Annotated in this window: 37 protein-coding genes and 1 tRNA gene; 33 read left to right on the forward strand and 5 right to left on the reverse strand. The window is 48.4% G+C overall.

Annotation, left to right across the window (positions count from 1 at the left end):
- The first annotated feature begins 46 nt into the window (after nucleotides 1-46).
- The 29 genes from P0X86_RS10340 (at nucleotide 47) to P0X86_RS10480 (ending at nucleotide 18,327) form a co-directional block, all read left to right on the forward strand.
- Nucleotides 47-673 (forward strand): phage scaffolding protein, encoded by a 627-nt coding sequence (locus P0X86_RS10340; RefSeq protein ID WP_277748447.1) that lies wholly within the window; start codon nucleotides 47-49, stop codon nucleotides 671-673.
- A 30-nt stretch (nucleotides 674-703) separates the two neighbouring features.
- Complete coding sequence (locus P0X86_RS10345; RefSeq protein WP_277748448.1) at nucleotides 704-1,036, forward strand: hypothetical protein; 333 nt, start codon at nucleotides 704-706, stop codon at nucleotides 1,034-1,036.
- A gap of 22 nt (nucleotides 1,037-1,058) precedes the next feature.
- Nucleotides 1,059-2,078, forward strand: coding sequence for a major capsid protein (locus P0X86_RS10350; protein ID WP_277748449.1), 1,020 nt, complete (start codon nucleotides 1,059-1,061; stop codon nucleotides 2,076-2,078).
- Between the two features lie 46 nt (nucleotides 2,079-2,124).
- Complete coding sequence (locus P0X86_RS10355; RefSeq protein WP_277748450.1) at nucleotides 2,125-2,433, forward strand: Rho termination factor N-terminal domain-containing protein; 309 nt, start codon at nucleotides 2,125-2,127, stop codon at nucleotides 2,431-2,433.
- Between the two features lie 3 nt (nucleotides 2,434-2,436).
- Nucleotides 2,437-2,928 (forward strand): hypothetical protein, encoded by a 492-nt coding sequence (locus P0X86_RS10360; protein ID WP_277748451.1) that lies wholly within the window; start codon nucleotides 2,437-2,439, stop codon nucleotides 2,926-2,928.
- Between the two features lie 12 nt (nucleotides 2,929-2,940).
- Nucleotides 2,941-3,321, forward strand: a complete 381-nt coding sequence (locus P0X86_RS10365) for a DNA-packaging protein (RefSeq protein WP_277748452.1) — start codon at nucleotides 2,941-2,943, stop codon at nucleotides 3,319-3,321.
- Between the two features lies 1 nt (nucleotide 3,322).
- Nucleotides 3,323-3,715, forward strand: a complete 393-nt coding sequence (locus P0X86_RS10370; RefSeq protein ID WP_277748453.1) for an ABC transporter ATP-binding protein — start codon at nucleotides 3,323-3,325, stop codon at nucleotides 3,713-3,715.
- Nucleotides 3,715-4,158: an HK97 gp10 family phage protein gene (locus tag P0X86_RS10375; RefSeq protein ID WP_277748454.1), complete on the forward strand. Its 444-nt coding sequence runs from the start codon at nucleotides 3,715-3,717 to the stop codon at nucleotides 4,156-4,158. The genes P0X86_RS10370 and P0X86_RS10375 overlap by 1 nt, the downstream gene beginning before the upstream one ends.
- A 3-nt stretch (nucleotides 4,159-4,161) precedes the next feature.
- Nucleotides 4,162-4,590 (forward strand): phage tail terminator family protein, encoded by a 429-nt coding sequence (locus P0X86_RS10380; protein WP_277748455.1) that lies wholly within the window; start codon nucleotides 4,162-4,164, stop codon nucleotides 4,588-4,590.
- Nucleotides 4,587-4,775 (forward strand): hypothetical protein, encoded by a 189-nt coding sequence (locus P0X86_RS10385; RefSeq protein ID WP_277748456.1) that lies wholly within the window; start codon nucleotides 4,587-4,589, stop codon nucleotides 4,773-4,775. Before P0X86_RS10380 ends, P0X86_RS10385 begins: the two co-directional genes overlap by 4 nt.
- 26 nt (nucleotides 4,776-4,801) lie before the next feature.
- Entirely contained in the window at nucleotides 4,802-6,100 is a 1,299-nt protein-coding gene (locus tag P0X86_RS10390; protein ID WP_277748457.1) for a phage tail sheath family protein, read from the forward strand.
- Between the two features lie 13 nt (nucleotides 6,101-6,113).
- Nucleotides 6,114-6,575, forward strand: coding sequence for a phage tail tube protein (locus P0X86_RS10395; RefSeq protein WP_277748458.1), 462 nt, complete (start codon nucleotides 6,114-6,116; stop codon nucleotides 6,573-6,575).
- A 47-nt stretch (nucleotides 6,576-6,622) separates the two neighbouring features.
- Nucleotides 6,623-7,045 carry a phage tail assembly chaperone gene (locus P0X86_RS10400; protein ID WP_277748459.1) on the forward strand — a complete coding sequence of 141 codons (423 nt, stop codon included), beginning with the start codon at nucleotides 6,623-6,625 and terminating at the stop codon, nucleotides 7,043-7,045.
- Between the two features lie 242 nt (nucleotides 7,046-7,287).
- Nucleotides 7,288-7,650 carry a hypothetical protein gene (locus P0X86_RS10405; protein ID WP_277748460.1) on the forward strand — a complete coding sequence of 121 codons (363 nt, stop codon included), beginning with the start codon at nucleotides 7,288-7,290 and terminating at the stop codon, nucleotides 7,648-7,650.
- A 59-nt stretch (nucleotides 7,651-7,709) separates the two neighbouring features.
- Nucleotides 7,710-9,755, forward strand: coding sequence for a phage tail tape measure protein (locus P0X86_RS10410; RefSeq protein WP_277748461.1), 2,046 nt, complete (start codon nucleotides 7,710-7,712; stop codon nucleotides 9,753-9,755).
- Complete coding sequence (locus P0X86_RS10415; RefSeq protein ID WP_277748462.1) at nucleotides 9,755-10,435, forward strand: LysM peptidoglycan-binding domain-containing protein; 681 nt, start codon at nucleotides 9,755-9,757, stop codon at nucleotides 10,433-10,435. The genes P0X86_RS10410 and P0X86_RS10415 overlap by 1 nt, the downstream gene beginning before the upstream one ends.
- Before the next feature lie 4 nt (nucleotides 10,436-10,439).
- Nucleotides 10,440-11,405 carry an XkdQ/YqbQ family protein gene (locus P0X86_RS10420; RefSeq protein WP_277748463.1) on the forward strand — a complete coding sequence of 322 codons (966 nt, stop codon included), beginning with the start codon at nucleotides 10,440-10,442 and terminating at the stop codon, nucleotides 11,403-11,405.
- A gap of 2 nt (nucleotides 11,406-11,407) precedes the next feature.
- Entirely contained in the window at nucleotides 11,408-11,746 is a 339-nt protein-coding gene (locus P0X86_RS10425; RefSeq protein WP_277748464.1) for a DUF2577 domain-containing protein, read from the forward strand.
- Nucleotides 11,743-12,144 carry a DUF2634 domain-containing protein gene (locus P0X86_RS10430; protein ID WP_277748465.1) on the forward strand — a complete coding sequence of 134 codons (402 nt, stop codon included), beginning with the start codon at nucleotides 11,743-11,745 and terminating at the stop codon, nucleotides 12,142-12,144. Before P0X86_RS10425 ends, P0X86_RS10430 begins: the two co-directional genes overlap by 4 nt.
- 2 nt (nucleotides 12,145-12,146) lie before the next feature.
- The gene (locus P0X86_RS10435; RefSeq protein ID WP_277748466.1) at nucleotides 12,147-13,205 is read left to right on the forward strand and encodes a baseplate J/gp47 family protein; all 1,059 of its coding nucleotides are present in this window, start codon (nucleotides 12,147-12,149) and stop codon (nucleotides 13,203-13,205) included.
- Nucleotides 13,202-13,750 (forward strand): putative phage tail protein, encoded by a 549-nt coding sequence (locus P0X86_RS10440; RefSeq protein WP_277748467.1) that lies wholly within the window; start codon nucleotides 13,202-13,204, stop codon nucleotides 13,748-13,750. Before P0X86_RS10435 ends, P0X86_RS10440 begins: the two co-directional genes overlap by 4 nt.
- Before the next feature lie 9 nt (nucleotides 13,751-13,759).
- Nucleotides 13,760-14,971: a hypothetical protein gene (locus P0X86_RS10445; protein ID WP_277748468.1), complete on the forward strand. Its 1,212-nt coding sequence runs from the start codon at nucleotides 13,760-13,762 to the stop codon at nucleotides 14,969-14,971.
- Nucleotides 14,972-14,982: 11 nt separating this feature from the next.
- Nucleotides 14,983-15,426, forward strand: a complete 444-nt coding sequence (locus tag P0X86_RS10450; RefSeq protein ID WP_277748469.1) for a hypothetical protein — start codon at nucleotides 14,983-14,985, stop codon at nucleotides 15,424-15,426.
- Nucleotides 15,427-15,567 carry an XkdX family protein gene (locus P0X86_RS10455; protein WP_277748470.1) on the forward strand — a complete coding sequence of 47 codons (141 nt, stop codon included), beginning with the start codon at nucleotides 15,427-15,429 and terminating at the stop codon, nucleotides 15,565-15,567.
- An 80-nt stretch (nucleotides 15,568-15,647) separates the two neighbouring features.
- Nucleotides 15,648-15,938 (forward strand): hypothetical protein, encoded by a 291-nt coding sequence (locus P0X86_RS10460; protein ID WP_277748471.1) that lies wholly within the window; start codon nucleotides 15,648-15,650, stop codon nucleotides 15,936-15,938.
- 17 nt (nucleotides 15,939-15,955) lie between these two features.
- Entirely contained in the window at nucleotides 15,956-16,231 is a 276-nt protein-coding gene (locus tag P0X86_RS10465; protein WP_277748472.1) for a phage holin family protein, read from the forward strand.
- Nucleotides 16,224-16,946, forward strand: coding sequence for a glycoside hydrolase family 73 protein (locus P0X86_RS10470; RefSeq protein WP_277748473.1), 723 nt, complete (start codon nucleotides 16,224-16,226; stop codon nucleotides 16,944-16,946). The genes P0X86_RS10465 and P0X86_RS10470 overlap by 8 nt, the downstream gene beginning before the upstream one ends.
- Before the next feature lie 281 nt (nucleotides 16,947-17,227).
- On the forward strand, nucleotides 17,228-17,923 hold the full coding sequence (locus P0X86_RS10475; protein ID WP_277748474.1) for a Panacea domain-containing protein: 696 nt from the start codon (nucleotides 17,228-17,230) through the stop codon (nucleotides 17,921-17,923).
- Nucleotides 17,924-17,952: 29 nt separating this feature from the next.
- Nucleotides 17,953-18,327, forward strand: a complete 375-nt coding sequence (locus P0X86_RS10480) for a hypothetical protein (protein ID WP_277748475.1) — start codon at nucleotides 17,953-17,955, stop codon at nucleotides 18,325-18,327.
- A 62-nt stretch (nucleotides 18,328-18,389) separates the two neighbouring features.
- On the opposite strand, the gene P0X86_RS10485 is transcribed toward P0X86_RS10480, so the two are convergent.
- Complete coding sequence (locus tag P0X86_RS10485) at nucleotides 18,390-18,791, reverse strand: hypothetical protein (RefSeq protein ID WP_277748476.1); 402 nt, start codon at nucleotides 18,789-18,791, stop codon at nucleotides 18,390-18,392.
- An 82-nt stretch (nucleotides 18,792-18,873) separates the two neighbouring features.
- Complete coding sequence (locus P0X86_RS10490) at nucleotides 18,874-19,281, reverse strand: YhjD family protein (protein ID WP_277748477.1); 408 nt, start codon at nucleotides 19,279-19,281, stop codon at nucleotides 18,874-18,876.
- Nucleotides 19,282-20,048: 767 nt separating this feature from the next.
- On the opposite strand from P0X86_RS10490, the gene P0X86_RS10495 reads away from it, so the two are divergent.
- Nucleotides 20,049-20,303 (forward strand): hypothetical protein, encoded by a 255-nt coding sequence (locus P0X86_RS10495; protein ID WP_277748478.1) that lies wholly within the window; start codon nucleotides 20,049-20,051, stop codon nucleotides 20,301-20,303.
- Nucleotides 20,304-20,467: 164 nt separating this feature from the next.
- Here P0X86_RS10495 and P0X86_RS10500 read toward each other — a convergent pair.
- Nucleotides 20,468-20,540, reverse strand: a tRNA-Val gene (locus P0X86_RS10500).
- A 135-nt stretch (nucleotides 20,541-20,675) separates the two neighbouring features.
- Between P0X86_RS10500 and P0X86_RS10505 the strand changes: the two genes are divergently transcribed.
- Both P0X86_RS10505 and P0X86_RS10510 read left to right on the forward strand, forming a co-directional pair.
- Nucleotides 20,676-20,939 carry a hypothetical protein gene (locus P0X86_RS10505; RefSeq protein ID WP_192569184.1) on the forward strand — a complete coding sequence of 88 codons (264 nt, stop codon included), beginning with the start codon at nucleotides 20,676-20,678 and terminating at the stop codon, nucleotides 20,937-20,939.
- 354 nt (nucleotides 20,940-21,293) lie between these two features.
- Nucleotides 21,294-21,737: a GNAT family N-acetyltransferase gene (locus P0X86_RS10510; RefSeq protein WP_015734297.1), complete on the forward strand. Its 444-nt coding sequence runs from the start codon at nucleotides 21,294-21,296 to the stop codon at nucleotides 21,735-21,737.
- 96 nt (nucleotides 21,738-21,833) lie between these two features.
- On the opposite strand, the gene P0X86_RS10515 is transcribed toward P0X86_RS10510, so the two are convergent.
- Both P0X86_RS10515 and P0X86_RS10520 read right to left on the reverse strand, forming a co-directional pair.
- Nucleotides 21,834-22,064 carry a DUF3892 domain-containing protein gene (locus P0X86_RS10515; protein ID WP_015734298.1) on the reverse strand — a complete coding sequence of 77 codons (231 nt, stop codon included), beginning with the start codon at nucleotides 22,062-22,064 and terminating at the stop codon, nucleotides 21,834-21,836.
- 66 nt (nucleotides 22,065-22,130) lie between these two features.
- The gene (locus P0X86_RS10520) at nucleotides 22,131-22,868 is read right to left on the reverse strand and encodes an MBL fold metallo-hydrolase (protein ID WP_277748479.1); all 738 of its coding nucleotides are present in this window, start codon (nucleotides 22,866-22,868) and stop codon (nucleotides 22,131-22,133) included.
- A 251-nt stretch (nucleotides 22,869-23,119) separates the two neighbouring features.
- On the opposite strand from P0X86_RS10520, the gene P0X86_RS10525 reads away from it, so the two are divergent.
- Entirely contained in the window at nucleotides 23,120-23,674 is a 555-nt protein-coding gene (locus P0X86_RS10525; protein ID WP_015734300.1) for a copper amine oxidase, read from the forward strand.
- Nucleotides 23,675-23,739: the final 65 nt, after the last annotated feature.

A 23,739-nucleotide genomic window follows, 5' to 3' on the forward strand; every position in this document is an offset into this window, starting at 1 on the left:
CCTTAGCTGGAGAGCAGCTATAAAAATCTATGGAGGCTGATGATCAATGGAATGGCTCAGAGAATTATTGAAAGCAGAAGGAATGGACGACGCTAAGATTGAGGTCATTATTGGCAATGTGAACAAGGAGCTGCCGAAGCACTTTGTGCCGAAGTCTCAATACAGCGATGTCGTCGATGCCCGCAAGAAGGCAGAGAAGGAAGTGACGGATCGAGATAAGCAGCTGGAGGAGTTGAAGAAGTCCAGCGGCGATGCGGATGCATTGAAGCAGCAGATCCAAAAGCTCCAGGATGACAACAAGACGGCCAAGGAGAAATACGAGGCTGAGGCCACAGCATTAAAGCGTAACACGGCCGTCAAGCTGGCGCTTGCTGGCAAGGTCCATGACCCGGACATCGTTCTCGGACAACTGGACACATCGAAAATCGAATTGGACGACAATGGAAACGTCAAAGCTGGCCTGGACGACCAGATCAAAGCCCTGCAAACGAGCAAGGCTTTTTTGTTTGTCCCAGAAGACAAAGGCAACCAGTTCCAATTCCGCGGTACCCATCCGCCGGAAGGCGGCGGTGCTGGAGGCGGTGGCGGCAAGTCTAGCGTCGGAGCCGACTTCGCAAAGGCTGCAAACGAAAGCGGCAAAGCACCAACAAATGCAAACAATCCCTGGGATTAATCCGGGGATCAATCGAAAGGAGACAAAATCATGCCTTATGTAAAAGATTACGGGAAAGTCGAGCAGATCAACTTCTTGGCAAGTGCCAAGTACATCGCGTACACCTATCAGATTGACGATACCGGCGTAACGCCAGACGCGCAGGGCCGCAAGATCGTGCCGGCAGGATCCGCATATCCGGCCAATGACGCTACTGCCTTCGGCATTACATTGACGGATACGGATGTGACGGAGGGCCCTGCACCGGGTTCCGTGTTGGTGGACGCTTGGATCCTGGAAGCGCGGTTGCCTGTCACCCTGACGACCGAAGCCAAAACGGCACTGGCCGCGAAGTCGAATATCAAATTTAAAGTGGTTGTTTAATTTCGAAGGAGGATGAAATCTTATGCCAAGCATCTTGGAACTTTTTAATCAACGAGAAATTCTGAACTATTTGCAAAACCGGCAGTACCCGGCCTTTACCGGGGAATTGCTGTTCCCGGAAGTCAAGCGTGAGTCCCTGGAATTTGACATGATCAAAGGAGCTCGTCGAATTCCTGTTATCGCCTCGATTCATAATTTTGATACCGAAGCCGAGATCGGCAGCCGGGAAGCAAGCCGTAAAGCGTTGGAATTGGCGCTGATCAAGCGGAAACTTCCACTCAAAGAGAAGGAAATTATCGCACTTGAGAATCCGCGGACGCCAGCTGAACAGCAATACCTGATGCGGGAAGTATATAACGATATCGATACCTTGGTTACTGGCGTACGGGCCCGTGCAGAGGCCATGCGGATGGAAGCTGCTGCAAATGGTACGGTAACACTCAACGAGAACAACCTGAGCGCTACCATCGATTACGGCGTGCCTGCTGAACATAAAGAGGTGTTATCCGGAACCGACCTGTGGACGAACCCAGACAGCGATCCGATCACCCAAATGCAGGACTGGTATTCCACGCTGGGAACAAAGCCAAAGCGCGTGTTGACGTCCAGCGCGGCCCTGATGGCGCTGCTGCGTCATCCGAAAGTAATCGGTGCGCTGTTTGGTAATAACGCTGCTCGTGTGGCTACAAGGCTGGATCTTAACGCGTTCTTGAGTCAGTTGGAGCTGCCGACCATCGCAACGAATGACGACGTATACCGTAAGCAAAACGCAGACGGTTCCTATACGCAGCATCGTTACTTCCCGCAGAATAAATTCGTCATGTTGCCGGAAGGGCCGCTCGGCGAAACGATCTACGGGCCTACGGCGGAGGAGATCCGGTTGACCCGTGACCCTTCGATCCAGACGCAAATGATCGGTAATGTCCTGGCGATGGTATACGAGGAAAACCTGGATCCTGTTTCGACCTGGACCAAAGCAGTAGCCACCGCGCTCCCTAGCTTCCCAGCTGCAGACGAGGTATTCCAAGCACAAGTAATCTAATAAAGGGGCCGTTATGGCCCTCTTATCATTTATGGAGGTGTAAGACATGATCGTTAAAGTCAAAAAGATCCCGGTAAGGCATAACGGTACACGATATCTGGCGAATCAGAAGTTTGAGATCAGCCAGGAGGACCATAAGAAAATTCAGAAGTTTGTTGAAGTCGTCAAAGAGGAGCCCCCAGCGGATGATACCAATAAGGGACAGGATCCAAACAGCCCGCAGGGGCCGAAGAAGATCGAGGAAATGACCGTCCCTGAATTGAAGGATTTCGCGGAGGAAATGGAGATCGACCTGGGAGACGCAACGAAGAAGGATGATATCATCCAACGCATTCAGAAGGCTATGGAGGCGTAAGCCATGCTAATGGAGTATTGGGATAACCAAAAACAGGAACGGGTAACCGTCTCGACGGATAATCCTCTTCCGATGAGTGGAGGCGGAGGCGGTGGTGTGCCGGCTGATGGATCCATTACGACAAACATGATCCAGGACGGAGCCGTAACAAGCGAGAAGCTCGCTGCGAACGCGGTATCTGCTTCTAAGATATCGGATGCCTCTGTTGTTGGCAGAAACGTCCTGACGGCCGCTGATGCCGCAGGCGCCCGCTCAGCGATCGGGGCCGGTACCAGCAATCAGAACCTATCGGCGCTTACATCTGCAGAAGCGACAACCGGAACGGCTACTACAGCAAGAGCCATTACCGCTGCAGTGCTGGCCGGTGCAATTAATGAGCGAACCAAGAATAAGGCGGCCATCGCTGCTTTGTCACCAATAACGGACCCGGCTGCCGCCGATGCGGAGGCAGTTGCAACGCTGCTCAACCAAGTGATTGCAGCCCTTCAAGCGTAGGAGGTTTTTGTCATGATAACAGAATCAGACGTATGGCCGCTTGTTAAAGCTCGCTTGGGCTTAACAGATGACGCGCACAAGACCCTTGCGGAATTGTATATTGCTGAGGTGGGCCAACGGATCCGGCATTATATCAATCAACAGCGGATTCCCGATGGATTGTTACTTACATGGGCGGCTATGGTTTCGGCTGTCCTTGCTGAGGACCAAGGAGAATTGCTTTACCCACCACCGGCGCCGGTTGAGGTCCCAGAGGTGTCGATCGGTGACACATCCGTTAAATCTTCCACGGTCACGCCGGCTGCCCCTCCAAAACCTAACGTCAGTCTGTTGGATAAGGTGGTCTTAGATTATCGAGTGGATCTCAATCATTACCGAAAACTGAGGTGGTAGCGTGATCGATTACGTTAAGTACCGCGCCGCAATTGAACAGACGTATGAGGATCGAACCACGATCTATCGGCATGCCAAAGTGAAGGACCAGGTCACCAAGGAAACAAAACTCGAGCCGGTACCCTTCATTACGGATCAGCCATGCCGCCTATCGCAAAAGGCATTAGGTCAGAACAATCAGAGCGAAGCGCAGAACGATATCAGTTGCGAGACTAAGCTATTTATAGCCCCTGAGATGGAGATCAAACAAGGCGACATGCTGGAGGTTACCCGCGGCCGATTCACAGATTTCGGGTGGGAGCCCATCGCCCCTGCTCGAAAATACACCGCGGGCGAGCCGTTTATGTATCCGACCCACCAGGAGATTAGTCTCCAGCGCAAGGAGTGGGCGTAATGGCGAGATGGGGAAGTTATGACTTCTCGGATTTTGAGAAAATGGCAAAGTCGTTCAAAAAGGCATTGGATGAACGGGTTATCGATCGTTTCATCGAAGACTTTCTGCTTGAGATGGCCTATCGAGCGAACCGGAAAATCAAGAAGCGTACACCAGTCGGTGTGGATACTGAATCTCCCGGCAACCTGAGACGGAACTGGAAAGTGAGCCGTGTTGAAAGAGTGGGAAGGTCGTTCCAGGTCGATAACTACAACGACACATACTATGCCATTTTCGTTGAATACGGACACCGGACCGGTAAGGACCTGACCAAATGGGTAGAAGGTCAGTTCATGATGACCATCAGCATGCAGGAAATCGAGAGGGAACTTCCCCGATATCTTGAAAGGCGAATGGCTGAATTGCTGAACAACATCATGAACGGCCGGCCTGCAAGGAGGTAGCGCATGCTGCAGGTTAATTTTAATGATGTCAGATATGCCGTTCATGCTGCTTTAGATGCGGCTTTCCCCGACGTTGAAATCATGGGGGAAGAAATCAAACAGGGGTTAACGCCACCCTGTTTTTTTGTGCGCTTCTTAGAGCCTGAGCATATGCATTTAATCGGCAGAAGGTACATGCGGTACCACCCCATGGTGATCCGGTACTATGCCGTAGATCAGACGAATGCATCCATGTACAGCATGGCTGAAGATCTAACCCGCATATTGGAACGGATATCGATCTCGGGCGCACTCACAAAGGGAACCGGGATAAGATTTGAAATTGTGGATGGGGTGCTCCATTTTTTTGTGGAGTACAACTTCCACGTCATGAAGCCCAAAGACCCGGCTGTGAAGATGGAACGAATAGAACAGGAGGGACGCTTAAAATGAGCAACAGAGAGAATAAAGCTCAGCCGCAACCAGCGCCGCGCTACACGAAAGAACAGATCGTGAGCTCTAAACGGTTTACCACGTCAGAAAAGGACATCCTGACGGGTCTGCTTGCGGCTGACAAGATGTATACGCTGGAAGAAGCACAGGGAACCATTGAATCCTTCAAAAGGAAAGAGGTGTAATCATGGCTGGAGGTACTTGGACCACAATGAATAAGCCGTTACCGGGACTTTACATTAATACGGAGTCATCCGGTCAATCCGTAGGCACTGTTGGAGAGAGAGGCATTGTCGCCTACCCTGCTCCGTTGCCGTGGGGTGCTGATTTGATCGTCATTGATAGCAGCTCATATTTTGATGATGCGCTCAGGCTATTAGGGTTTCATCCTGACGATGCACGTATCCGGCACATTACAGCCGCTACGACTCACGCTCGCCGGGTACTGCTCTATCGATTAGGAGGAGACGGTCAAAAGGCAACGGCTACAAGCGGAGCCCTGACAGCGACAGCCAAATATGCTGGGCTCAGGGGAAATGACCTGAAGATCATTGTGCAGAACAATATTGATGACAATACGAAATTCGATGTTTATACGTATCTTGAAGGCGAGCAGCTGGATACACAAACCGTAGCCGATGTTACGGAATTGAAAGACAACGACTTTGTTACCTTTAGCGGTACAGGGGCTCCTGATGTAACAGCTGGAGTTAATCTTACAGGTGGATCGGCGGGCACAGGCACAGCCGGTGAAATCAGCAACGCCTTGTCCCGGTTCGAAGCTGAAGAGTTCAACGTGATCGGTATACCTATCGATGAGACTACCGTGAAGCAGTTGGTAACCGCTTGGGTGAAACGCCTTCGGGAGGATGAGGGAAAGAAAATCACGGCTGTTGTTGTCAATTACCCCCAAGCCGATTACGAAGGTATCACGAGCTTGCGAAACGGGATCATCACGGAAGATGGGCTTCAGGTTGAGCCGATCTATTTGCTGTGGGAAATTGCCGCGATGGAAGCCGCCGCCAACCTGAATGAATCGCTGACGTATCAGACGATCCCAGGAGCCGTAGACGCCTGGCCGAAACTGACGACAGCCGAAACCATTACAGCCGTAACCAACGGGGAATTGGTCATTAGCTCCGGTAATGGTCGAGCCTACATTCAACAGGATATTAACACATTCACATCATTCACTCCGAAGAAAGCCAGGGAGCGCAGCAAGAACCGAATTGTTCGGGTTCTGGACGGGATTGCAAATGACGCCAAACGTATCTTTGAGACCTACTATATCGGAAAAGTGGATAACAATGCGGATGGACGGGCGCTGCTGAGAAAAGAGATTGTTACCTATTTGGATCGATTGCAAGAGATTGCTGCAATCCAAAACTTTGACGCTCAGACCGATATCACAGTCCTTCCAGGCAAAGATGCCGATGCTGTGTTTGTGGACCTATCGGTTCAACCAGTGGATAGTATCGAAAAAATTTACATGCGCATTCGTGTGCGCTAAGGAGGTTTAAGGTATGCCGGATTTTTTGAGAGCCCAGGACACCATCTCCGGGCAGGAAGGCAGAGCCTACGCTACCATTGACAGCCGAGTTCATGAAATGTTCTACATTAAAACGCTGGAGGCGTCCGTAGAAAAGAATAAGGCGGAGGTGCGGACCCTTGGCCGTCGTGGAGTGCAGCACAAAGCGACCGGCTGGGTTGGCTCTGGTACCATGACGATTTACTACGTAACGTCCCTTTTTCGTCAATTAATGTACGATTACATTAAGACAGGAAAAGATGTCTTTTTTGATGTCACCGTCACCAACGAGGATCCGTCGTCTTCCATTGGTGCCCAGACCGTCACCATTAAAGGGGTGAACCTGGACAGCGTCATCATGGCATCGTTGGATACAGAGTCGGAGGCGCTGGAGGAAGAAGTCAGCTTTACGTTTGATGACGTTGATCTGGGCCAGTCGTTCCAGGAGCCAGTCTAAGATCCTATTGAACTTAAAATATCCCTGAATAGAAAAGGAGAATGACCATGTCTGATATGTCTATGTTTTTTGCAGCTAACGCTGCTTTGGAGGTAACGGAGGATTTCGTGGTTTCGGAGCGTTTCAAAGATGCGGACGGTAAGCCTGTCGCCTGGAAGCTGCGCAGTATCACGGAAGAAAAAAATACCGAGATCCGCAAGGCGGCCACACGCAAGACCAAAGGGAAGAATGGAGTTTACATTCCCGAACTGGATCCGAATGATTACGTCGCACGGGTTACGACCAGTTGCGTCGTTTTCCCTGATCTCCAAAATGCGGATCTGCAAAAATCCTACAGCGTAACAGGAGCTGAAGCGCTTCTGCGTAAAATGCTTTTGCCAGGCGAATACGCGGCATTAACCGAACGAGCTCAGGCTATGAACGGCTTTGACCGCGACGTGAACGAGCTGGTAGACGAGGTAAAAAACTAATCAAAGAGGGCGATGGTGACGCGAATTATGCGTACTACGCCCTCCACGAGTTGCACATCCTTCCTCACGAGCTCATGGCGCTGCCGGTCCGGGAACGGGCCGCCATCTATGCCATGATTTCTGTCCGGATAGAGAAGGAACGGGAAGAGGCCAAAAAGCTCAAAGGTAAAAAGCGGTAGACCCCAGCCTGAAATATTTGGTAGAATAGTTGGGAAATATGACCTATTCAGGGGGACGAAATTGTGAAAAAGTCATTGGGTTTATTTGCACTACTATTGCTGCTATTGGTTGCTGTTGTGGGATGTGGATCCGCGGGGTCGGAGAACAAAGATCTGACGCTTGAGAAATTTATTAAGGCTTATCAAGACGCAGGCATCGAGGTGGATCCGGAGGAGAAACCAAAGCTTCAAAGCACAGAAGCGATTGACGGAGTGATCTTCTATGTCGATAAGCAAAAGGTAGCCATCTATGAATATGAATCTTCTAAAGATATAGAAGGCGAACTAGCAATTTATGATGTAATGAAGGATTGGCCTAGAAACGGCCTATTCATATTAGAAACAAAAAATGATAAGGCATCTGAAATATTCAAAAATGTAAAATGATTTACAGACGCTCTCCTTTGTGAGGGCGTCTTTTATTTTGGCAGGAAGGAGGTAGGTTCATGACCACAGTCTCCTCAACATTGAAGATGTATGATGCCATGTCTGGTCCATTAAAAAGTGTCATGAGTTCCATGAACATGGTGATCCGGACGATGGAGCAAATGCAGCGGACGACGAGCCGGAACCACAACATCGACCGCCAGCTGGCCGCGGCTAAAAGTCAGATTGCGGCAGCTGAGAGCCAGATCAACAATGCGATCGAGGACTCCACAAGGCAACAGAATCGATTTAATGACGCGGTACGGCAAAGCCGGAAGGAATCCAGCCGATTAGCCAGTACGATAAAAGGAATTGCTGCATCGTATCTCACGTTTCAAGGAATCCAGCAGCTCGGTGGGGCAACGATCGGCGGGGCGATGAAGCAACAGGAGATGGTAAACACCTTTACCTCTCGGTCCGGTAATGATGCCTTAGGTAAGGCAATTTATGACCAGACGGTTCAGCAGGCCCTCAAGTACGGTCAAGATGTTGATGCGAGCTTGCTCGGGAGCATGTCTTTTATGAGTGCGACGATGGATCCCAAGCAGTTAACGGAAATAAATAAACTGTCAATGCGTCTTGCGAAGCTGAATCCGACAGAAGGGCTTGAAGGGGCGGCATTCTCGTTGAAAGAATTGCTGAGCGGCGACTATACGTCCATCTCCGAACGCTTTAACATTAGCCGGAGCATGCTCAAGGACAGCGAGGCGCGACTGGCTGGGATGAGAGGCGACGTTGACGGATTTATCAAGGGAATGGATAAGATGCTGGATCAGCAGAATCTGACCGAAGAAGCCTTTGAGAAGATGCTGGACTCTCCTGCAGCCAAGTGGAATCGAGCCATACAAACATTCAAGTTTAACATGGCGACTGCAGGCAAGGATGGATTACAGTCTCTAGCCCCTCTGTTCGACAAAATCAATGCCGGCTTTGACTCAGGACAATATCAATCCACTTTTGATATGTTGTCATGGGGCATACAGGTTGCAGTACAGTCATTCATGTGGTTTCTGGATACAGCGACACAAGTGTTCACGTTCATGCGGGACAACTGGCCGTTACTTCAACCGATTGTGTACGGTTTGATTGGAGCGCTTGGATCGTTGGCTTTGATCATGGCTGTAAACAAGGTTGCTATGATAGTCGGTGCCGTTGCTACCGGTATCCAGACAGCGGCATTATTTATTCAAGCTGCTGCGGTTAACGGTTTGAAATTTGCGTGGGCCGGATTGAATACGGTGATGAAAGCAAATGTTTATATTCTGATCATCACGAGTATTATCGCATTGATTACTTGGCTCTATAACCTGTGGAGAACAAATGATCAGTTTGCCGCTGGCTTTATGCGTGCCTGGAATGCGATCTTAAACTTCTTTGACCAAATACCTGTATTCTTCCTGAGGATTGGAGTCGGTATATCGAATGCTTTCCATGAAGCAAAGGTCGAATCATTAAAAGCTATCGATTCACTTGTTAATGGAGCTATAGACAAGTTGAATAACATGATTGCAAAGCTCAATGAACTAAGATTTGTTTCGATTGACTTCATCGACGGCGTCACATTTTCTGCAGAAGCTCAGATCCAAGCTGAGGCAGCTCGCCAAGCAGGTGAAGCCAAAATTGCTGCAGCCGAGCAGAAGGCGGCGGGGAAAGCGGCAGAACGAGAGGCCAAGGTCGAAAAGTGGCTAAACGATCGCGCGGCTAAACGGGCAAAAGAGCAAGCAGAAGCAGAGAAGAAGCAGAAAGGTGCAGGTAGTGTCGGAGATTATAAGGTGCCAGCTTCGGCAATGGCCGCGGCGGCCGAAACTCCGAAGGTTGATAAGGTCGGGAAGGTTGGTCAGGTCGATAAGATCAAAGGGAAGGTAGATATCAGCAGCGAGGACCTGAAGATTATGCGGGATATTGCCGAGATGAAGAATATTCAAAACTTCGTCACCCTAAAGCCTACCGTATCGTTGAAGACGGGCAATATCAACAACAGCGGTGATCTAGACTCTATCGTGACAAAACTGACAACTCGACTTGAGGATGAGGTCGCAGCCAGCGCCAAAGGGGTGTATAACTGATGGCTGAATATAGCATTGAGTTGAGCTTCAATAACCGGGAGGTCGTGTTCGAGATCCCTGTGCTTCCGGAGGAAATTGAGATCGAGGGTGAAGGTGAAGGGGAGGAGCACAACGTCGCTGGCCTTGGCTGGATCAACGCGATCGATGCGCCAAAGCTCAAAGAGATCTCTTTCAGCAGCATATTCCCTGCCGACATGGAGAATGCGATCCAATCCAAAGGCTTTGACGCTCCTGCTGATTATATCCGCCGAATTGAAGACTGGATGACCAAGAAGAAGCCGATCAGGTTTATCTATATCAGCCAGGGCCTGAAGATCAACATCCCGGTATCCATCGAGGAGTTTAACTATAAGGAGGTCGGCGGCGCCCCCGGGGATTTTGAGTATACATTAACCCTCAAGGAATATGTGTTTTACTCAACCAAAAAGGTCACGATCGCAAAGACGACCGCGGCCTCCGCCGGCAAGAAAAAGCAAGCCGCGGCCAAGAAGCCGGACCGGCCGGATGAGCGCGCCAAGCCTAAGACGGTGAAGATCAAAAGCGGAGATTCGCTATGGACGATCGCGAAGACCCATCTTGGAGACGGCAGCCGGTACAAGGAGTTAATGAAACTGAACAATATCACGGAGGCCCAGGCCAAGAAGTTGAAAGTCGGTACCGTGATTAAGCTGCCGGGGTGATGCTATGAAAATCGTGATTGATAACAAGGACGGGAACGTCTGGGACGTATCGAATGTGGTTAAAGATATCAGATACTCTACTTCACGAATCGGGAAGGCTTCCTCATTGGAGTTCACCCTGGTTGACAGCGGCATTTACCAGGATAAGAAATTCAATTATCAAAACGGGGATATCGTTCAGTTTACCGACGGCACAAACAAGGTGTTCATGGGCTACATCTTCAGATTCGAAATGGGGCTGAATGGAGAGGCGAAGGTCCTGGCGTATGATCAGCTGCGGTATCTTAACGCGAATCATACCTATGTCTTGACCAACGTAACTGCAACCCAGATCATTCAGCGGATCGCCAAGGACTTCGGCCTGAAGACCGGGAAGCTGGCTGATACCAAGTACAAGATCCCTAACTTCCTGCAGGATAATCAAACCCTGATGGATATGATTTGTTGGGCCCTGGATACAACGCTGATTAAGTACAGTTCCAATTTCGTGTTTTACGACGATTTCGGGCAGCTGACTTTAGAAAACATTACTCAGATGAGGTACGGCTTTGTCATAGGCGAAGGGAGCCTGATGACGGATTTTACCTATTCGAAATCCATCGACGAGGATACCTATAACCACATCGTGTTGTATCGGGATAATGAGAAGTCTGGCAAACGGGAGACCTTCAAGATCGAAGACAGCAGCCGGATTAAAAAATGGGGTAAGCTGCAGCTATATCAAAGCGTGGACGAGGATATGACCAAGGCCCAGATTAACGATCTCCTGACCCGGCTAATCACGGCCAAGAATCGGGAAACCCGCAAGATGAAGATCGAGGCAATCGGCGATCTCCGGCTGCGGGCAGGGATGTATGTCAATATCCAGGTCGCGCGCTTCGGGATCAATAAATTTTTCTTGGTCGATGAGTGCATGCATAGCATATCGGGAGCGCAGCACACGATGACCCTTGACTTGAGGATGGTGTAAGTATGCTGGATATCATTAAAAAGGCAGCAATAAACGCGATGGATGCAAGCAATCCAGTCGCCGTGCAAATAGGATCAGTCGTATCGATAAGCCCCTTGGAGATTAGCCTGGATCAACGGCTGACGCTCCCAGAGGCTTTTTTAATTGTGCCGGAGTCTTTGACCCGCTATGAGATCGACTTGAGCCACGTTCACAAGCTTTCTGGTTCTCCCGATACAGAGAAAGCTTTGACGGATAAAATCGTCATACGTGAGGGGCTGGCCGTGGGTGACGCTGTGATTCTGCTTCGGGTCCAAGGTGGTCAGAAATATGTTGTACTCGATAAGGCGGTGAGCGAATGATCCCACAAAGCGATATTGAAATGACAGACGAGGAACTGGAGCCGGTCACGCTCCCGAGCCGGACCTATCGGTTCGACCGAGTGAACGGCCGGATCAGCAGCCAAACCGTGGACGGGATCGAGGCCGTCAAGCAGACCGTCTTTAAAATCCTTTCGACTCAGCGCTTTGAACATCTCATTTACTCCGGAAACTACGGAAACGAGATGAAGCTGGGCGAAGTCCGAGGGCGTGCCGTATTTGAAAGCGAGGTTGAGCGCTGGGTAACGGAAGCGCTGACCCAGGACGACCGGATATCCAGCGTGACCGGATTTAGTTTTGAGTATGGTATGGACTCGGCCTTAGTCCGGTTCACGGTGGATACGGAATTTGGATCCTATCAAGAAGAGCAGGAGGTGTGACGGTGTACGAGGATCAGACATTTGAAAACATCCTGGAGCGCATGCTGGACCGGGTACCGGACGGGATCGATAAGCGCGAGGGGAGTATAATCTATGATGCCCTGGCGCCGGCCGCTGCCGAGCTCGCACAAGCTTATGTCGAGTTGGACATTAACGCGAATCTACGCTTTCCCGATACGGCCAGCGGTGAATACCTGGACCGCTCCATCGCCTGGTCGGGTGTCAAACGAAAGCTGGCCAGCAAGGCGTGGCTCCGCGGCGTGTTTTATTCCGGATCCGGCGAGTTGCTAGACATCCCTATCGGCAGCCGCTTCAGCCTGGGCGAGCTGAACTATGTCGCCGTTGAACGGATGTCTGAAGGAAACTATCGGATGGAATGTGAGACGGCCGGATCCGAAGGGAATCGCCACTTCGGCGCACTCATCCCGATCGATTACATCACGGATTTGGGGCGCGGTGAGCTGACGGAGCTTCTGGTCGCCGGCGAGGACACCGAAGAGGATGAGGTCCTGTATGAGCGGTACCAGGAGAAGGTATCCCGGCCGATCACGTCCGGCAATAGGTTCCAATATGAGTTATGGGCCCGGGAAATCACTGGCGTTGGCCGGGCACGGGCATTTCCACTATGGAACGGCCCCGGAACGGTGAAAGTTGTTTTGCTGGACAATGACATGCGCGCGCCAGCCGCTCCGATCGTGGAGGCTGTCCAGGAGTACATTGACCCGACACAGGACGGTATGGGGGAGGGGGCTGCGCCGATCGGTTCCGTGACTACGGTTGTCGGGGCAACGGAGATCCCGATCAACATTTCGGTCAAAGTGACCCTGGCTACCGGTGCAACCGTGGAAGAGGTCAAGGAGCAGCTGGAGCGTGGTGCTGCGGAGTATTTCCGAGACTTGGCCTTTACGGATCCACTTATACGGTACACGCGTATCCAGGGCATCATCCTTGGGATCCCGCCTGTCATCGATTACTCGGACCTGCTGGTAAATGGTGGAGCGATGAATATAGAAATCGGCATGGATGATGTCGCGGTCCTCGGGACGGTGACGGTATCATGAGTGGATCCGACCGTTTAAAGAGCTACTTGCCGGCTTACTATGACGGAGTGCTGGAGATGGAGCAGCTGATGGGTACGGAAGGGCCGGAGGTGGATCTGCTCGCTTCACGGATCGAGGAGCTGCTAAATCAATCCTATCCGGAATCCGCGACCTGGGCGATTAGCCGATATGAAAAGGACCTCCAGATCACGGCCGAAGCCAGGAAGCCCATCGAGCAGCGGCGCTCGGTGGTTATCTCGAAGATGCGCGGCCATGGTAATGTGTCCGGCAGCCTGATCAAGAACGTAGCGCAGGCATACGACGGCGGCGAGGTGGACGTATCGGTTACGCCGGCAGATTACAAGATTACGATTACCTTCATTGATACGCTCGGGATCCCGCCGAACCTGGACGACTTGAAGAACGCTCTGAACGATATCAAGCCAGCGCATCTTACCCTGGAATATGAATTCCGGTTCCTACTGGTCCGAGATATTCATAACGTCATGACGTTCAATCAGCTTAAACAAACGCCATTTAGCAAGATGGCCTTTAGAAGAAAGTGAGGTAATAGTATGCCAATCCAGACACCGAATTTGGATCTATACAAAGTAAACGGCGAGACGGATGGAAACGACACGTTTAACGTTGATGTGGTATTAAACGATAACTGGGATAAAATTGACGCGGCTGTTGGAGACGTTGGGACTGAAATCGAAGGTTTAAAGCAATCTGGCGTTGACGGTAAAAACCGATTGGAAACCGCCATCATCGCCAAGGAAGGGACGGTTTCCAAACAAGGGCAGGTTGCGACATTCGAAGAACTTGATAATGGCATTCACTCAATTCCTACAGGCACAGATACAAGTGATGCTACAGCGATTGCAGCAGATATTCTATCAAACAAAACAGCCTATGGACCTAACGGGAAGATTACAGGAACAATCCCCGTCCTTACTGGTAATAGAACAGCTACAGGCGTTGCGAAATGGCCTGATGGAGCATTAGCTGTATATCCAGAAAAGGGATATCAAAAAGGTGGGGCCGGTGACGGTGAAATCAAGGTGACACCCGCACAGTTACAAGCTGCCGAAGCCGCACTTCGTTCCGATAACATCAAGAGTGGCACAAGCATTTTCGGTGTGTCTGGGAAAAACACTGTCGTAGATACGGCGGATGCAGTTTTAGATCCTCAGTATCTGCTCGTTGGTCAATCAGGTTATGACGATGGCGTAAAAAAAGCCGGTCAGATGCCGAACAGGAGCGCCGAAAACCATCACATGCCAGGACTTGAGGCTACAGTGTGGGCCGGGGATCGATTCTTTATTCGGCCCCCAGGTGGATTTTATACGGGGGAAAGCTGGGTAACAACGCTGGTTCCGGGACTCACTGCCGCGAATTTGCGGAAAGATGTGAACGTGGCGGGCTTGATTGGTACTTTAGTCGAGGGTAGGAAATTCATACAAGGGTCCGTTACCCCGAACGCCAACGGTTACTATGTGATCCCTGTCAATGGGTTTACACCTACCTTTGGGTTTATGTGGCAGGGAAACGCGACCGGAGATAATGCCATAAACTCTTTATATATGGGTACTATGCCAAAAAACCCCGATGGTTCGCCTAACCTATCAGCCGAATCAGGACCAGCCCTTGTTCTCTCGGAAAATGTACCCACCCATATTTCCTATGGTTTTACTCAACCAAACAACGTTTTTTTCCCCGGTAGTGTCTTTCTTCGCACAGGTGGTAAATTCGTAGGCACTGCTAAATACATTTTGTTTGAATAAGGAGGCACCCCATGATTCAAGTAGGACGCATGATCTTTTACGACAAAGGCACCGGGCAAGTCTTAGTCACCGCTCCTTCTCAGGAAGGGTCATATGTCTATGAAAACCCGGAGGACCTAATACCACTATACCCGGAGCTTAAGGATAGAGACCGAAGCAGCTTCGATATTATCCAATTGGAGTACGGTCAATATGACGAAGATTTCAGCAGAGCTACAAAGTGGGAAGTTGACCGTTCCACCCTATCACTAGTGTTTCGATATCACGACCCAAACAACCCGGAAGTACCTCAGCCGCTCAGAAAGCCATTAACTGAAGAGGTAGATGAACTTAATTCAACTATCGGAACATTGTTAATGGAAAGCGCCAACGACAAGGCAACGATTGCATCCCTTGAGGATACAGTGGGTACTCTGCTCTTCGAGGTGGCTGCCCTGAAGGGAGGTGCAGAATAAATGTGGTATACGATCGTCAAACGCTATTACGACAATCAGCATCCTTTATACAATGATGACAGTTTAAAGACCTTTGTTGTAGCAAAGATGATCACTCCAGAAGAATACAAGCAAATCACAAACGTTGATTATGCAGCATAGCGCGCCGTAAGGCGTATTTTTTATGCCCCTGGGTGGTCCGGGGGCTTTTCTTTATTCAAAAATAGATAGGGGGAAGAAGGGTGGACTGGACCGTGCTCACAGCAATCATTTCTGTCACAGCAGCCATCAGCGGCATTGTGCTCGGCTGGGTCGGCAAGACGAAGGCCTTTAAAGCGGAGGTTGTACAGGAAGCCACGGCGGACGCGTCGCTGCATACCGATGTCTCTTACATCAAGCGTGGTATCGATGACATTAAGGTGGATGTCCGTATCCAAGGGCAGCGAATGGACGGATTTTCTGAACGACTTACAAGAGTTGAAGAATCTGCAAAACAAGCGAATAAACGCCTGGACCGGCTGGAAGAAAATTAATAGGAGGATGAATGTATATGGAATGGAGCATGATTTTTGAGTATATCAATCCTGAGTTGATCGTGGTTGTCATTGCTTGCTGGATTATTGGTTACGTGTTCAAGCAAACGCCGTTTATCCCTGATTGGTTCATTGTTTATTTGGTCGGTGTAGTTGCTATTGTATTTGTCTGCCTGATTCAGGGATTCACGGTCCAAGCGATCATTCAAGGGATCCTGTGCGGTGCCGTGGCGGTATTCGGTCACCAGGCCGTAAAGCAGACAGCCAAGGCAGCAGGTGGATCCAATGATTAATAAACAGGCATTTGTCCAGAAAATCGCCCTATTCGCAATTGCCGACATGAAAAGTACCTTTATCCCGGCTTCGTTGATCATAGCCCAGGCTGCGCTTGAAAGTGCCTGGGGAACATCAGGCCTTACCAAGAAAGGGAATAACCTATTTGGTATCAAAGGCAAGGGGCCTGCCGGTAGCTGCACGATGCAAACTACGGAATTCGTGAATGGAAAGCTGATCAAAGTAGACGCCGCCTTCCGTGCCTATAACAATTGGGGCGAGTCCATCGCCGACCATACCAAGCTGATCCTGAACGGGGTCAGCTGGGACCGAAACAAATACAAGAAGGTTATCGGAGTGGACGGGAGGACGGCCGCGAGGGAGATTCAGGAGGCGGGTTATGCGACGGATCCGAAGTATGCGGATAAGCTGATCGCCATTATGGATGAGTACAACCTGTATCAATACGATGTCGTGAAAGGAGGATCAGAGCCAGTGAAGGAAGCAAAAGAGCGTGATATTAATGTGGTCAGTCCGTGGGCAGCTCCTGCCTGGGGAGAGATGCAGAAGAACGGTTATGTGGACGGCAGACGGCCAGGTGCGCCGGTCACGCGGGAGGAGCAGGTGGTCATGATGTATCGACTGCGGAAGAACTTCCTTAAATTGATCGGAGGCAATACCGACCGGATCGCGGAGCTGGAGAAGCAGCTGCAGGCAATTGAATCTGAAAAGTGAGTCTATAGGGGATGTATAAATCGTTGTTGAGCGGCCATACTCATAACGAGTAATGTTTCTCCCCAATGAGCATTGCTCATCTCCACTTACTATGAGGGTAACGGAGAGAACCCCTGGGTGTAGGCCTTGGGGTTCTTATTTTGTATACTTTTTTAATTACAAACCGATATTAATCTCATGGCACATAATAAACTGTTTACATCCGTGAACATCGGTTAACAAACTGTATATACTTCTGTATTAAGTTATGTCATAATGTAAGGGACGGGAGATAAGCGAACATGTGTTCCAAAAAAGAATCATTATTTGAGAATGGAGGTGTATTTAAATTGAGTTCTGTAGATGTCGCTAAATGGTTCATCTTCAACAACGATGATTTCACGTATGAATCATGGGACAGCAAAATTAAACTCCAAAAGCTACTCTTCTATTCTCAAGCAATGCATTTGGCTGTAACTGAAGAACCATTATTCACGGAAAAATTCGAAGCTTGGAAGTTTGGTCCTGTTGAGCGCGAAGTGTATATAAAAACACAGCACGAAGGTCTCATGCATGCTGTTCGTGTTAGAGGGATAGATGTTTCGGATAAAATGGAACGTGAGCAGCTGCTAATTCTTAAAACGATTAATTTCATTTACGGGCAAAAAACAAGCCATGAATTAGTTGACTTAACTCATGCAGAAGAACCATGGAAGTCGCTTGAGGACCGAGCAATGAACATGGAAAATCCGATAATAACTCTTGACTCAATAGCTAGGTACTACAAGCCCTTAAAGGAAGTTTTTGAGGCGCATAGAGATTTTGACTTCGATGCGCATGTAGTAGAGCGAATTAATGGAAATAGATTTATATACAACATTAAAGAAACAAACCTTACCGATAAAGACATGGGGGAACTTTGGGAGTTCGCTCTTGAAGAGTCAGGCGGGACATTTCATGTCTATAAGGATGAAGAGGGAGAATTGGTGGTATATTAATTATGAATTATTGCTGTGGATCAATATTCATGAGAAAAGGCATTGTATTTAAAGACGGGGGCTATGATACAAGGAAATTCGGCCACCCAACTGTCACGACATTCGATTTGGGGTTCGATGATGATCATGCTTACTTCTTGACAACCTCAAGCCAAATTGAAATTTATCCTTCGAAAGAGGATGAATATTATATGGCAAGTCCTACAAGGGAAGGGTTAAAGAAACCATCCCTAATTAATCTGAAATTCATCTATAAAGTACCACACGGATTTCAGCGGGAAACAGGTTGTTTGCCACCTCGTCAGTTTTATGAAATGATCAAAAAATTTGTGGAGTATCAATCAAGGGTCCCCGATGAGTATTTTAGAGAAATTTACCCAAAGGTTTCCGGCTATCTTAGATAATCATAAATCGGTAAATCGTATCAAAGCAGAACCCCACGAGGCATAAGCCAGTGGGGTTCTTTTTATTTGGAAATTTTCATTTTTAGGGCTTTAAATAAGACATCAATCAGTTCGTTGCGCCCAACTTTGAAAAACTGATCTTCATATACAACGAGCCATCCGCTTCCCCAACTGCGAACCTCAATGTTCGTTTCGAATGAAAGAAGGTCCAGTAGCTGCCCTACATCAAGCAATGGGAAGCATGTATCCCAATCATCTGTTTTTCCGCCCTCGTACACAAGGAAAAAGCTATTGCCCTCTGATCTGACCTCAGTAATTGTATGGACTTCATCAGTCGAAAAGTCGTAAAAGCTTTCTCCTGGTTCCGGATCTCCCCATAGTATGGATTCATGGAAATTCTCTAATTCCTTTTCCGTGAGTGTTTTGATATCCTCAACTGTTAACTGGTGTTTAATGAAATTCAAATAAGTAGCCCCCTCAAAAAAAGCTGGATTTCCATACTTCTTCTACAAAGGATCGGAGTATCCTGTTGATCACTCCGTAAATTTAATATCCCATTGTGATTCCATCTCCTAATTCCTTCTCATAACTGCTTATATCTAATCCAAGATACTTACGCATATAGATTGTCGCCTCGGCTGCTATGAACTCCCAGAGCAGTTCCATCTCCGATTGATATCCACGACATTTAAACTTAGCCAATATCCCGTATTTAGTGTTGTGCTGCTCATATACTTTGAGCCCCTTCAACCAGAAGTATTTCTTAATATCCCGGAATTCAGCTTGGGCATTATTAATTGCAAGCTTGATCGTATCGACATACGGTTCAGGTGACTTGAGGTTCTGTTCAATATATCGGCAGTCTCGCTCAAATGCTGCAATGATCAAGGGTAATAGTATGTATCGCTTTACATAAAGACGGTCGTCATCTGAAATAGCTTCCAAGTAGCTCATGCGTAGTCACCCCTAATTAAAAGGAACATATGTTCTATAATACTCGTGCGCAGTTGTGAATACAAGCCTTGATAAGAACTTATGTTCGTAGTAATATAATTCCAATACTACTGCAGAGGTGGAACACGATGGAAACTTACTCATTCATATTCGAAGTAGTTGCGAATACTATTGAAGTTAAGAAGATAATTTCCAGACACGAGACTAAAATGAAGTCTCCTTGTTATGTCCATTTGATAACGGATGCTGGGGAAAGAAAATATTATGCGGAGAAAAGCAATTTGGCTTTAAGAGATGCAGGGTGGATTGTCATAGAAAAAACGAGTTAAGAGAGGTTCAACAGTAATATTTTACCAATTGAGTAATAGAGGAAATAGAGGTACAATTTACCTAAGTTCCGAACAATTTGTTCGGAAGCATCCGGGGAGGGGCGGAAAATCATTCCGCTTCTTGCTCGACAAATTCGTATATATCCGTAATTTCGCAATTGAAAATTAACATAGCTACATATATATCTTCTGGCAGCATTGTTCTTTCATTTGCGCAAAAATAGGAAATCATACGAGAAGATCGGCCAGATATATTAGCATAGTGCTCATGAGTCCAGCCTCGATCATGTATCAAATTGCCGAGCAAGCACCTCCCGCGGGAGATGTTTTTCAACCTACATACTTACTCCTTTCCCAGGGACGGTGATTCAAAGGTAAATTATAACACGGCGAAACACAGGTGCAAACTAGATATACAGTTGAGGGGGTTGTCAATCAATGTTGGAGGAATGGCTGTCAATTGCTGAAGAGAGAAAATTAAATGAAGCAGTGGAATCGTGTGAGAGTCATACGGATGATTTATATCGAGAATTAGTTGAACATTTAGAGGAAATTAAAGAGAAGAAGCCTGAATTATCAGAGGTGGCTAATAGTATAGAAAACTTATTCATTATAAAAACCCGTAGAGACGTTAACTACATTTTTCCGGCAGCTATTCAGGTTGGGATCCAAATCGGCAAACGCATAAAGTAAGAAAAACAGCCCAGTAATTAATATCTGGGCTGTTTTTTTGTGAGAAGACAAATGGAATTAATTAAATCGACTGGACCCCAATGGGACCCCAATTACTTAAAAAACTCCTTGTGTAGACAAAAGAGAAAACCCCTGACGCCAATGGCATCAAGGGTTTTCGGTTATGATCTGTAGTGGGCTCGAACCACTGACCCCTACCCTGTCAAGATAGTGCTCTCCCAGCTGAGCTAACAGATCATGAAATATTTAAAAAGGTAATTCATATATTACCAGCAGACAAGGCGGCTGTCAATGGTTTTCTCGTTATAAAATACCACGTTCCGGTTCAGACTAAATACAGCGTGATTTTGCCAATGAAGGAGCGTGAATGGCATGACAGGTGGGAAATCCCATCGTATCAAGCGAGCAGGACTGGTGTTCTCGTTATTGGCGGTATCTATTGCGGGCGGCGGCTGCAGTGTCCCGGAAAGAACATCGGTGCAATTGGAGCCGCTGCATGCCCCTGCAGCGCCCGTGATGCTGGATGTGTACGGGCGCTCTGTTGATCAGGACGTATATTCCAAGCAGGGAAGCGGGGCGCTGGAGCCGGTATCCCCGATGGATGCGGCGGACACGTTAAGGGATCTCCATCCATAAAGAGCTCCAGGAACGACATTATGCTTAACGCGGGCCAACCATCATGATGATCTCTGATCGAACCGTGAGCAGAACAAACCGCCGGCTGGCAGGCTGGCGGCTTGTTGTAAGACGGCCGATGCTATTCCTCATCCCATTTGCGGGAATAACCTTTTTTGATCGTCCAGAAGGTGGGATAGATGATCAGGGCAGCAATGACCACAGCCCAAAATATCGTGGCTCCCATGCTCATAAAGGCAATGCTCCTTTCGTGAAGACCTTAGCTTCTACTACTATACAGGAAAACGAATATTTTGTATAATATCTCGACCTGCGATATCACGAGGAAATGATTCTACATAAAGAGGTGTTGAAATGGCAGCAGAAATCATCAATGTATCAACGGAAGAGCAGTTGCAGCAGGCGCTGGATATCCGAAAGGATGTGTTTGTCCTAGAACAGAAGGTGCCGATCGATTTGGAGATCGATGATTACGACCGCCTGGAATCGGATGCACACCATGTCTTGATCAAGTCGGAGGGGCAGTACGCCGCAACCGGGCGTATTACCTATTACAATAAGGATTCCGCCAAAATGCAGCGGATCGCGGTGCGGAAGCCGTTCCGTTCCAAAGGGATTGGCCGTGTGCTGATGATGGCGCTGGAAGCGCAGGCTCGCGAACTAAAGCTGCAATATTCCGTGCTCGATGCACAGGTGCAGGCAGAGGCTTTTTACCGCAAGCTCGGGTATGAGACGATTTCGGACGAGCCGTTTGATGATGCAGGCATTCCCCATGTTCGCATGAAAAAGGAATTGTAGGCCTCTAACCAAACCAAATAAGATGCCGGTCATTCCGCATCGTTCCCAAAAAAAGAAAAGACCTCGAGCATCGCCTCGAGGTCTTTTGCGCATGAATTAGAACGTCGGCAAATTGTCCAGGTTGTTGCTTGGATCGCCATCCGCATTGGAACGAAGATGTTCGTCTCCATCACGTCCACGGAATACGTTCAGGTTCTTGATTTCCTTATTCTTGGCCATCTGTTGGGCCGTTTTGTAGTCCACGACGCTGCCGTTATCCAGCTTTAGTTCGATGATGTCGCCATCACCATTTTTACGTACGCCTACTACTTCTTGTTGTTGATCCATATGAATCGCCTCCCGGCCTTATCATTCCCGGGAACCCTCGCAAACTATGCATTGACGCATATTGAACTACAATTCGTATACCCGCTGCTGCTCCACGAATTCCATGTTTCCGGTCTTGCCGATGAAAGCTTCGACCTCATCGCTGTAATGCATCAGATAGGTGCGCTCCTGAATTTCTTGAGGCAGGCTGAGCAGTTCATCGAGTGTCGTGTGCACCTCGCCCGGGCCCTGCAGCTGGCATTCATGCAGAATCACTTCGCAATCCCGTTCATTTACCAATTGCTTCAGCAGGATGGGGTCGAATACCATGTCCGCGCTGTAAAAAATCCGATCGTTCAAATAAAGCGAATAGCTGTCTTTGCCCGGAATATGCTGCGTATGAATCAGCTCCACCGAGATTCCGGATGAAATAGCGGCCTTCAAGCCCGGTTTCAAAGGATGCACGTCAAATACATCCTGTAGGGAAGAGATATGTCCCTGCTGGTATAAGCCGCCCTTGAGTGTATGTTCCCATATCGGTTCCACCAGCGCTTCAGCAATATAGAGCGGGAGTTTGCGATTGTATTTCATCTTCATAATAAACGCAAGCTCCTCCAAACCGCCAACATGGTCGGCATGAATATGCGTGATGAGCACGGCGTCCACATCGTTAAACGTCTTGTTCATCTGATGCAGCGCCAAAGGTGCGGTGATTCCGCAGTCGATGAGCAGCGTGAAATTTCCGTCATGTATCAGTGCGTTATTGTTATAGTAGTTCTTGGCAAACGCACTGCCGGTGCCAAGCATTTGCAATGTCAGTGTCAATGGATGAAACCTCCTGATGAAATGATGTATAGTCCAAGTATGCTTATGTGTATTTTAACGAATTTCTAATGTGTTTACACGGAGTATATGCTCGAAACGGAGCCGTAATGCTGCAAAAATCGTGATAAGATCAAGCCTTGAACCACGAGAAAAAAATTTTACCACAAAGTGCAAAATTGTCCGCAACTTGTTTTTTGACATGTAGTATACACATATAACAACAAGAAGAGCCAATGGAGGGAACGTATGAAATGAAGTGGAAAAAAGTGATGGCATGTATGCTAGTGCTCTCTTTAATGGGTGGCAGCACCCTTTTGTTTGCGGATTCCGTCAATGAGCGTGTTCGGGTTTGGCTGAACGGGCGCGAATTGAAGGATGGCGGATATTTGATTGATGGCAAAACCTATGTGCCGGTCCGAGAATTTGACGGGGCTGTGGACTGGAATTCGGCGAATGGACAAGTCCAGGTCGTCAAGCCGAATGTGCATATTTTTCTCTTTAAAGGAGATACTGTATTCGGCAACGTAAACAAAGGCAAGCTGAAATTCAATGTATTTAGCCAGGTAGACAGCTTAAACAACAATATTCATGCCGTGAAAGTAGCGATTGAGGATCCTTCGGGCAATATCAAGGACATCCAGTCCCAGGAAGTGAAGGACCGCAAGGATAACTTCTGGTTCCGAACCTATGATTTCACATACGATTTCAAAACGGCCGGAAAATACTCGGTAGGCTTTTATGTAAAAGTCAAATCGGATGACGGGTTTGTGAAAGTTGCGGAGAAAGTGATTACCGCCCTAAATTGATGGGTCCATCGCCGCTTGGCAAAAATTGACCTGAAGAAGCTATCCGTGATACGATACGAAAGTAT

Source organism: Paenibacillus sp. BR1-192 (genome assembly GCF_029542445.1).
In the GTDB taxonomy this organism is placed as follows: Bacteria; Bacillota; Bacilli; order Paenibacillales; family Paenibacillaceae; genus Paenibacillus_AQ; species Paenibacillus_AQ lautus_A.

Coding starts and splice junctions, on each gene's coding strand:
- P0X86_RS10340 (WP_277748447.1), top strand. CDS start 47: ATGGAATGGCTCAGAGAATTATTGAAAGCAGAAGGAATGGACGACGCT.
- P0X86_RS10345 (WP_277748448.1), top strand. CDS start 704: ATGCCTTATGTAAAAGATTACGGGAAAGTCGAGCAGATCAACTTCTTG.
- P0X86_RS10350 (WP_277748449.1), top strand. CDS start 1,059: ATGCCAAGCATCTTGGAACTTTTTAATCAACGAGAAATTCTGAACTAT.
- P0X86_RS10355 (WP_277748450.1), top strand. CDS start 2,125: ATGATCGTTAAAGTCAAAAAGATCCCGGTAAGGCATAACGGTACACGA.
- P0X86_RS10360 (WP_277748451.1), top strand. CDS start 2,437: ATGCTAATGGAGTATTGGGATAACCAAAAACAGGAACGGGTAACCGTC.
- P0X86_RS10365 (WP_277748452.1), top strand. CDS start 2,941: ATGATAACAGAATCAGACGTATGGCCGCTTGTTAAAGCTCGCTTGGGC.
- P0X86_RS10375 (WP_277748454.1), top strand. CDS start 3,715: ATGGCGAGATGGGGAAGTTATGACTTCTCGGATTTTGAGAAAATGGCA.
- P0X86_RS10380 (WP_277748455.1), top strand. CDS start 4,162: ATGCTGCAGGTTAATTTTAATGATGTCAGATATGCCGTTCATGCTGCT.
- P0X86_RS10385 (WP_277748456.1), top strand. CDS start 4,587: ATGAGCAACAGAGAGAATAAAGCTCAGCCGCAACCAGCGCCGCGCTAC.
- P0X86_RS10390 (WP_277748457.1), top strand. CDS start 4,802: ATGAATAAGCCGTTACCGGGACTTTACATTAATACGGAGTCATCCGGT.
- P0X86_RS10395 (WP_277748458.1), top strand. CDS start 6,114: ATGCCGGATTTTTTGAGAGCCCAGGACACCATCTCCGGGCAGGAAGGC.
- P0X86_RS10400 (WP_277748459.1), top strand. CDS start 6,623: ATGTCTGATATGTCTATGTTTTTTGCAGCTAACGCTGCTTTGGAGGTA.
- P0X86_RS10410 (WP_277748461.1), top strand. CDS start 7,710: ATGACCACAGTCTCCTCAACATTGAAGATGTATGATGCCATGTCTGGT.
- P0X86_RS10415 (WP_277748462.1), top strand. CDS start 9,755: ATGGCTGAATATAGCATTGAGTTGAGCTTCAATAACCGGGAGGTCGTG.
- P0X86_RS10420 (WP_277748463.1), top strand. CDS start 10,440: ATGAAAATCGTGATTGATAACAAGGACGGGAACGTCTGGGACGTATCG.
- P0X86_RS10425 (WP_277748464.1), top strand. CDS start 11,408: ATGCTGGATATCATTAAAAAGGCAGCAATAAACGCGATGGATGCAAGC.
- P0X86_RS10430 (WP_277748465.1), top strand. CDS start 11,743: ATGATCCCACAAAGCGATATTGAAATGACAGACGAGGAACTGGAGCCG.
- P0X86_RS10440 (WP_277748467.1), top strand. CDS start 13,202: ATGAGTGGATCCGACCGTTTAAAGAGCTACTTGCCGGCTTACTATGAC.
- P0X86_RS10445 (WP_277748468.1), top strand. CDS start 13,760: ATGCCAATCCAGACACCGAATTTGGATCTATACAAAGTAAACGGCGAG.
- P0X86_RS10450 (WP_277748469.1), top strand. CDS start 14,983: ATGATTCAAGTAGGACGCATGATCTTTTACGACAAAGGCACCGGGCAA.
- P0X86_RS10455 (WP_277748470.1), top strand. CDS start 15,427: ATGTGGTATACGATCGTCAAACGCTATTACGACAATCAGCATCCTTTA.
- P0X86_RS10465 (WP_277748472.1), top strand. CDS start 15,956: ATGGAATGGAGCATGATTTTTGAGTATATCAATCCTGAGTTGATCGTG.
- P0X86_RS10470 (WP_277748473.1), top strand. CDS start 16,224: ATGATTAATAAACAGGCATTTGTCCAGAAAATCGCCCTATTCGCAATT.
- P0X86_RS10475 (WP_277748474.1), top strand. CDS start 17,228: ATGTGTTCCAAAAAAGAATCATTATTTGAGAATGGAGGTGTATTTAAA.
- P0X86_RS10480 (WP_277748475.1), top strand. CDS start 17,953: ATGAGAAAAGGCATTGTATTTAAAGACGGGGGCTATGATACAAGGAAA.
- P0X86_RS10490 (WP_277748477.1), bottom strand. CDS start 19,281: ATGAGCTACTTGGAAGCTATTTCAGATGACGACCGTCTTTATGTAAAG.
- P0X86_RS10495 (WP_277748478.1), top strand. CDS start 20,049: ATGTTGGAGGAATGGCTGTCAATTGCTGAAGAGAGAAAATTAAATGAA.
- P0X86_RS10505 (WP_192569184.1), top strand. CDS start 20,676: ATGACAGGTGGGAAATCCCATCGTATCAAGCGAGCAGGACTGGTGTTC.
- P0X86_RS10510 (WP_015734297.1), top strand. CDS start 21,294: ATGGCAGCAGAAATCATCAATGTATCAACGGAAGAGCAGTTGCAGCAG.
- P0X86_RS10515 (WP_015734298.1), bottom strand. CDS start 22,064: ATGGATCAACAACAAGAAGTAGTAGGCGTACGTAAAAATGGTGATGGC.
- P0X86_RS10525 (WP_015734300.1), top strand. CDS start 23,120: ATGAAGTGGAAAAAAGTGATGGCATGTATGCTAGTGCTCTCTTTAATG.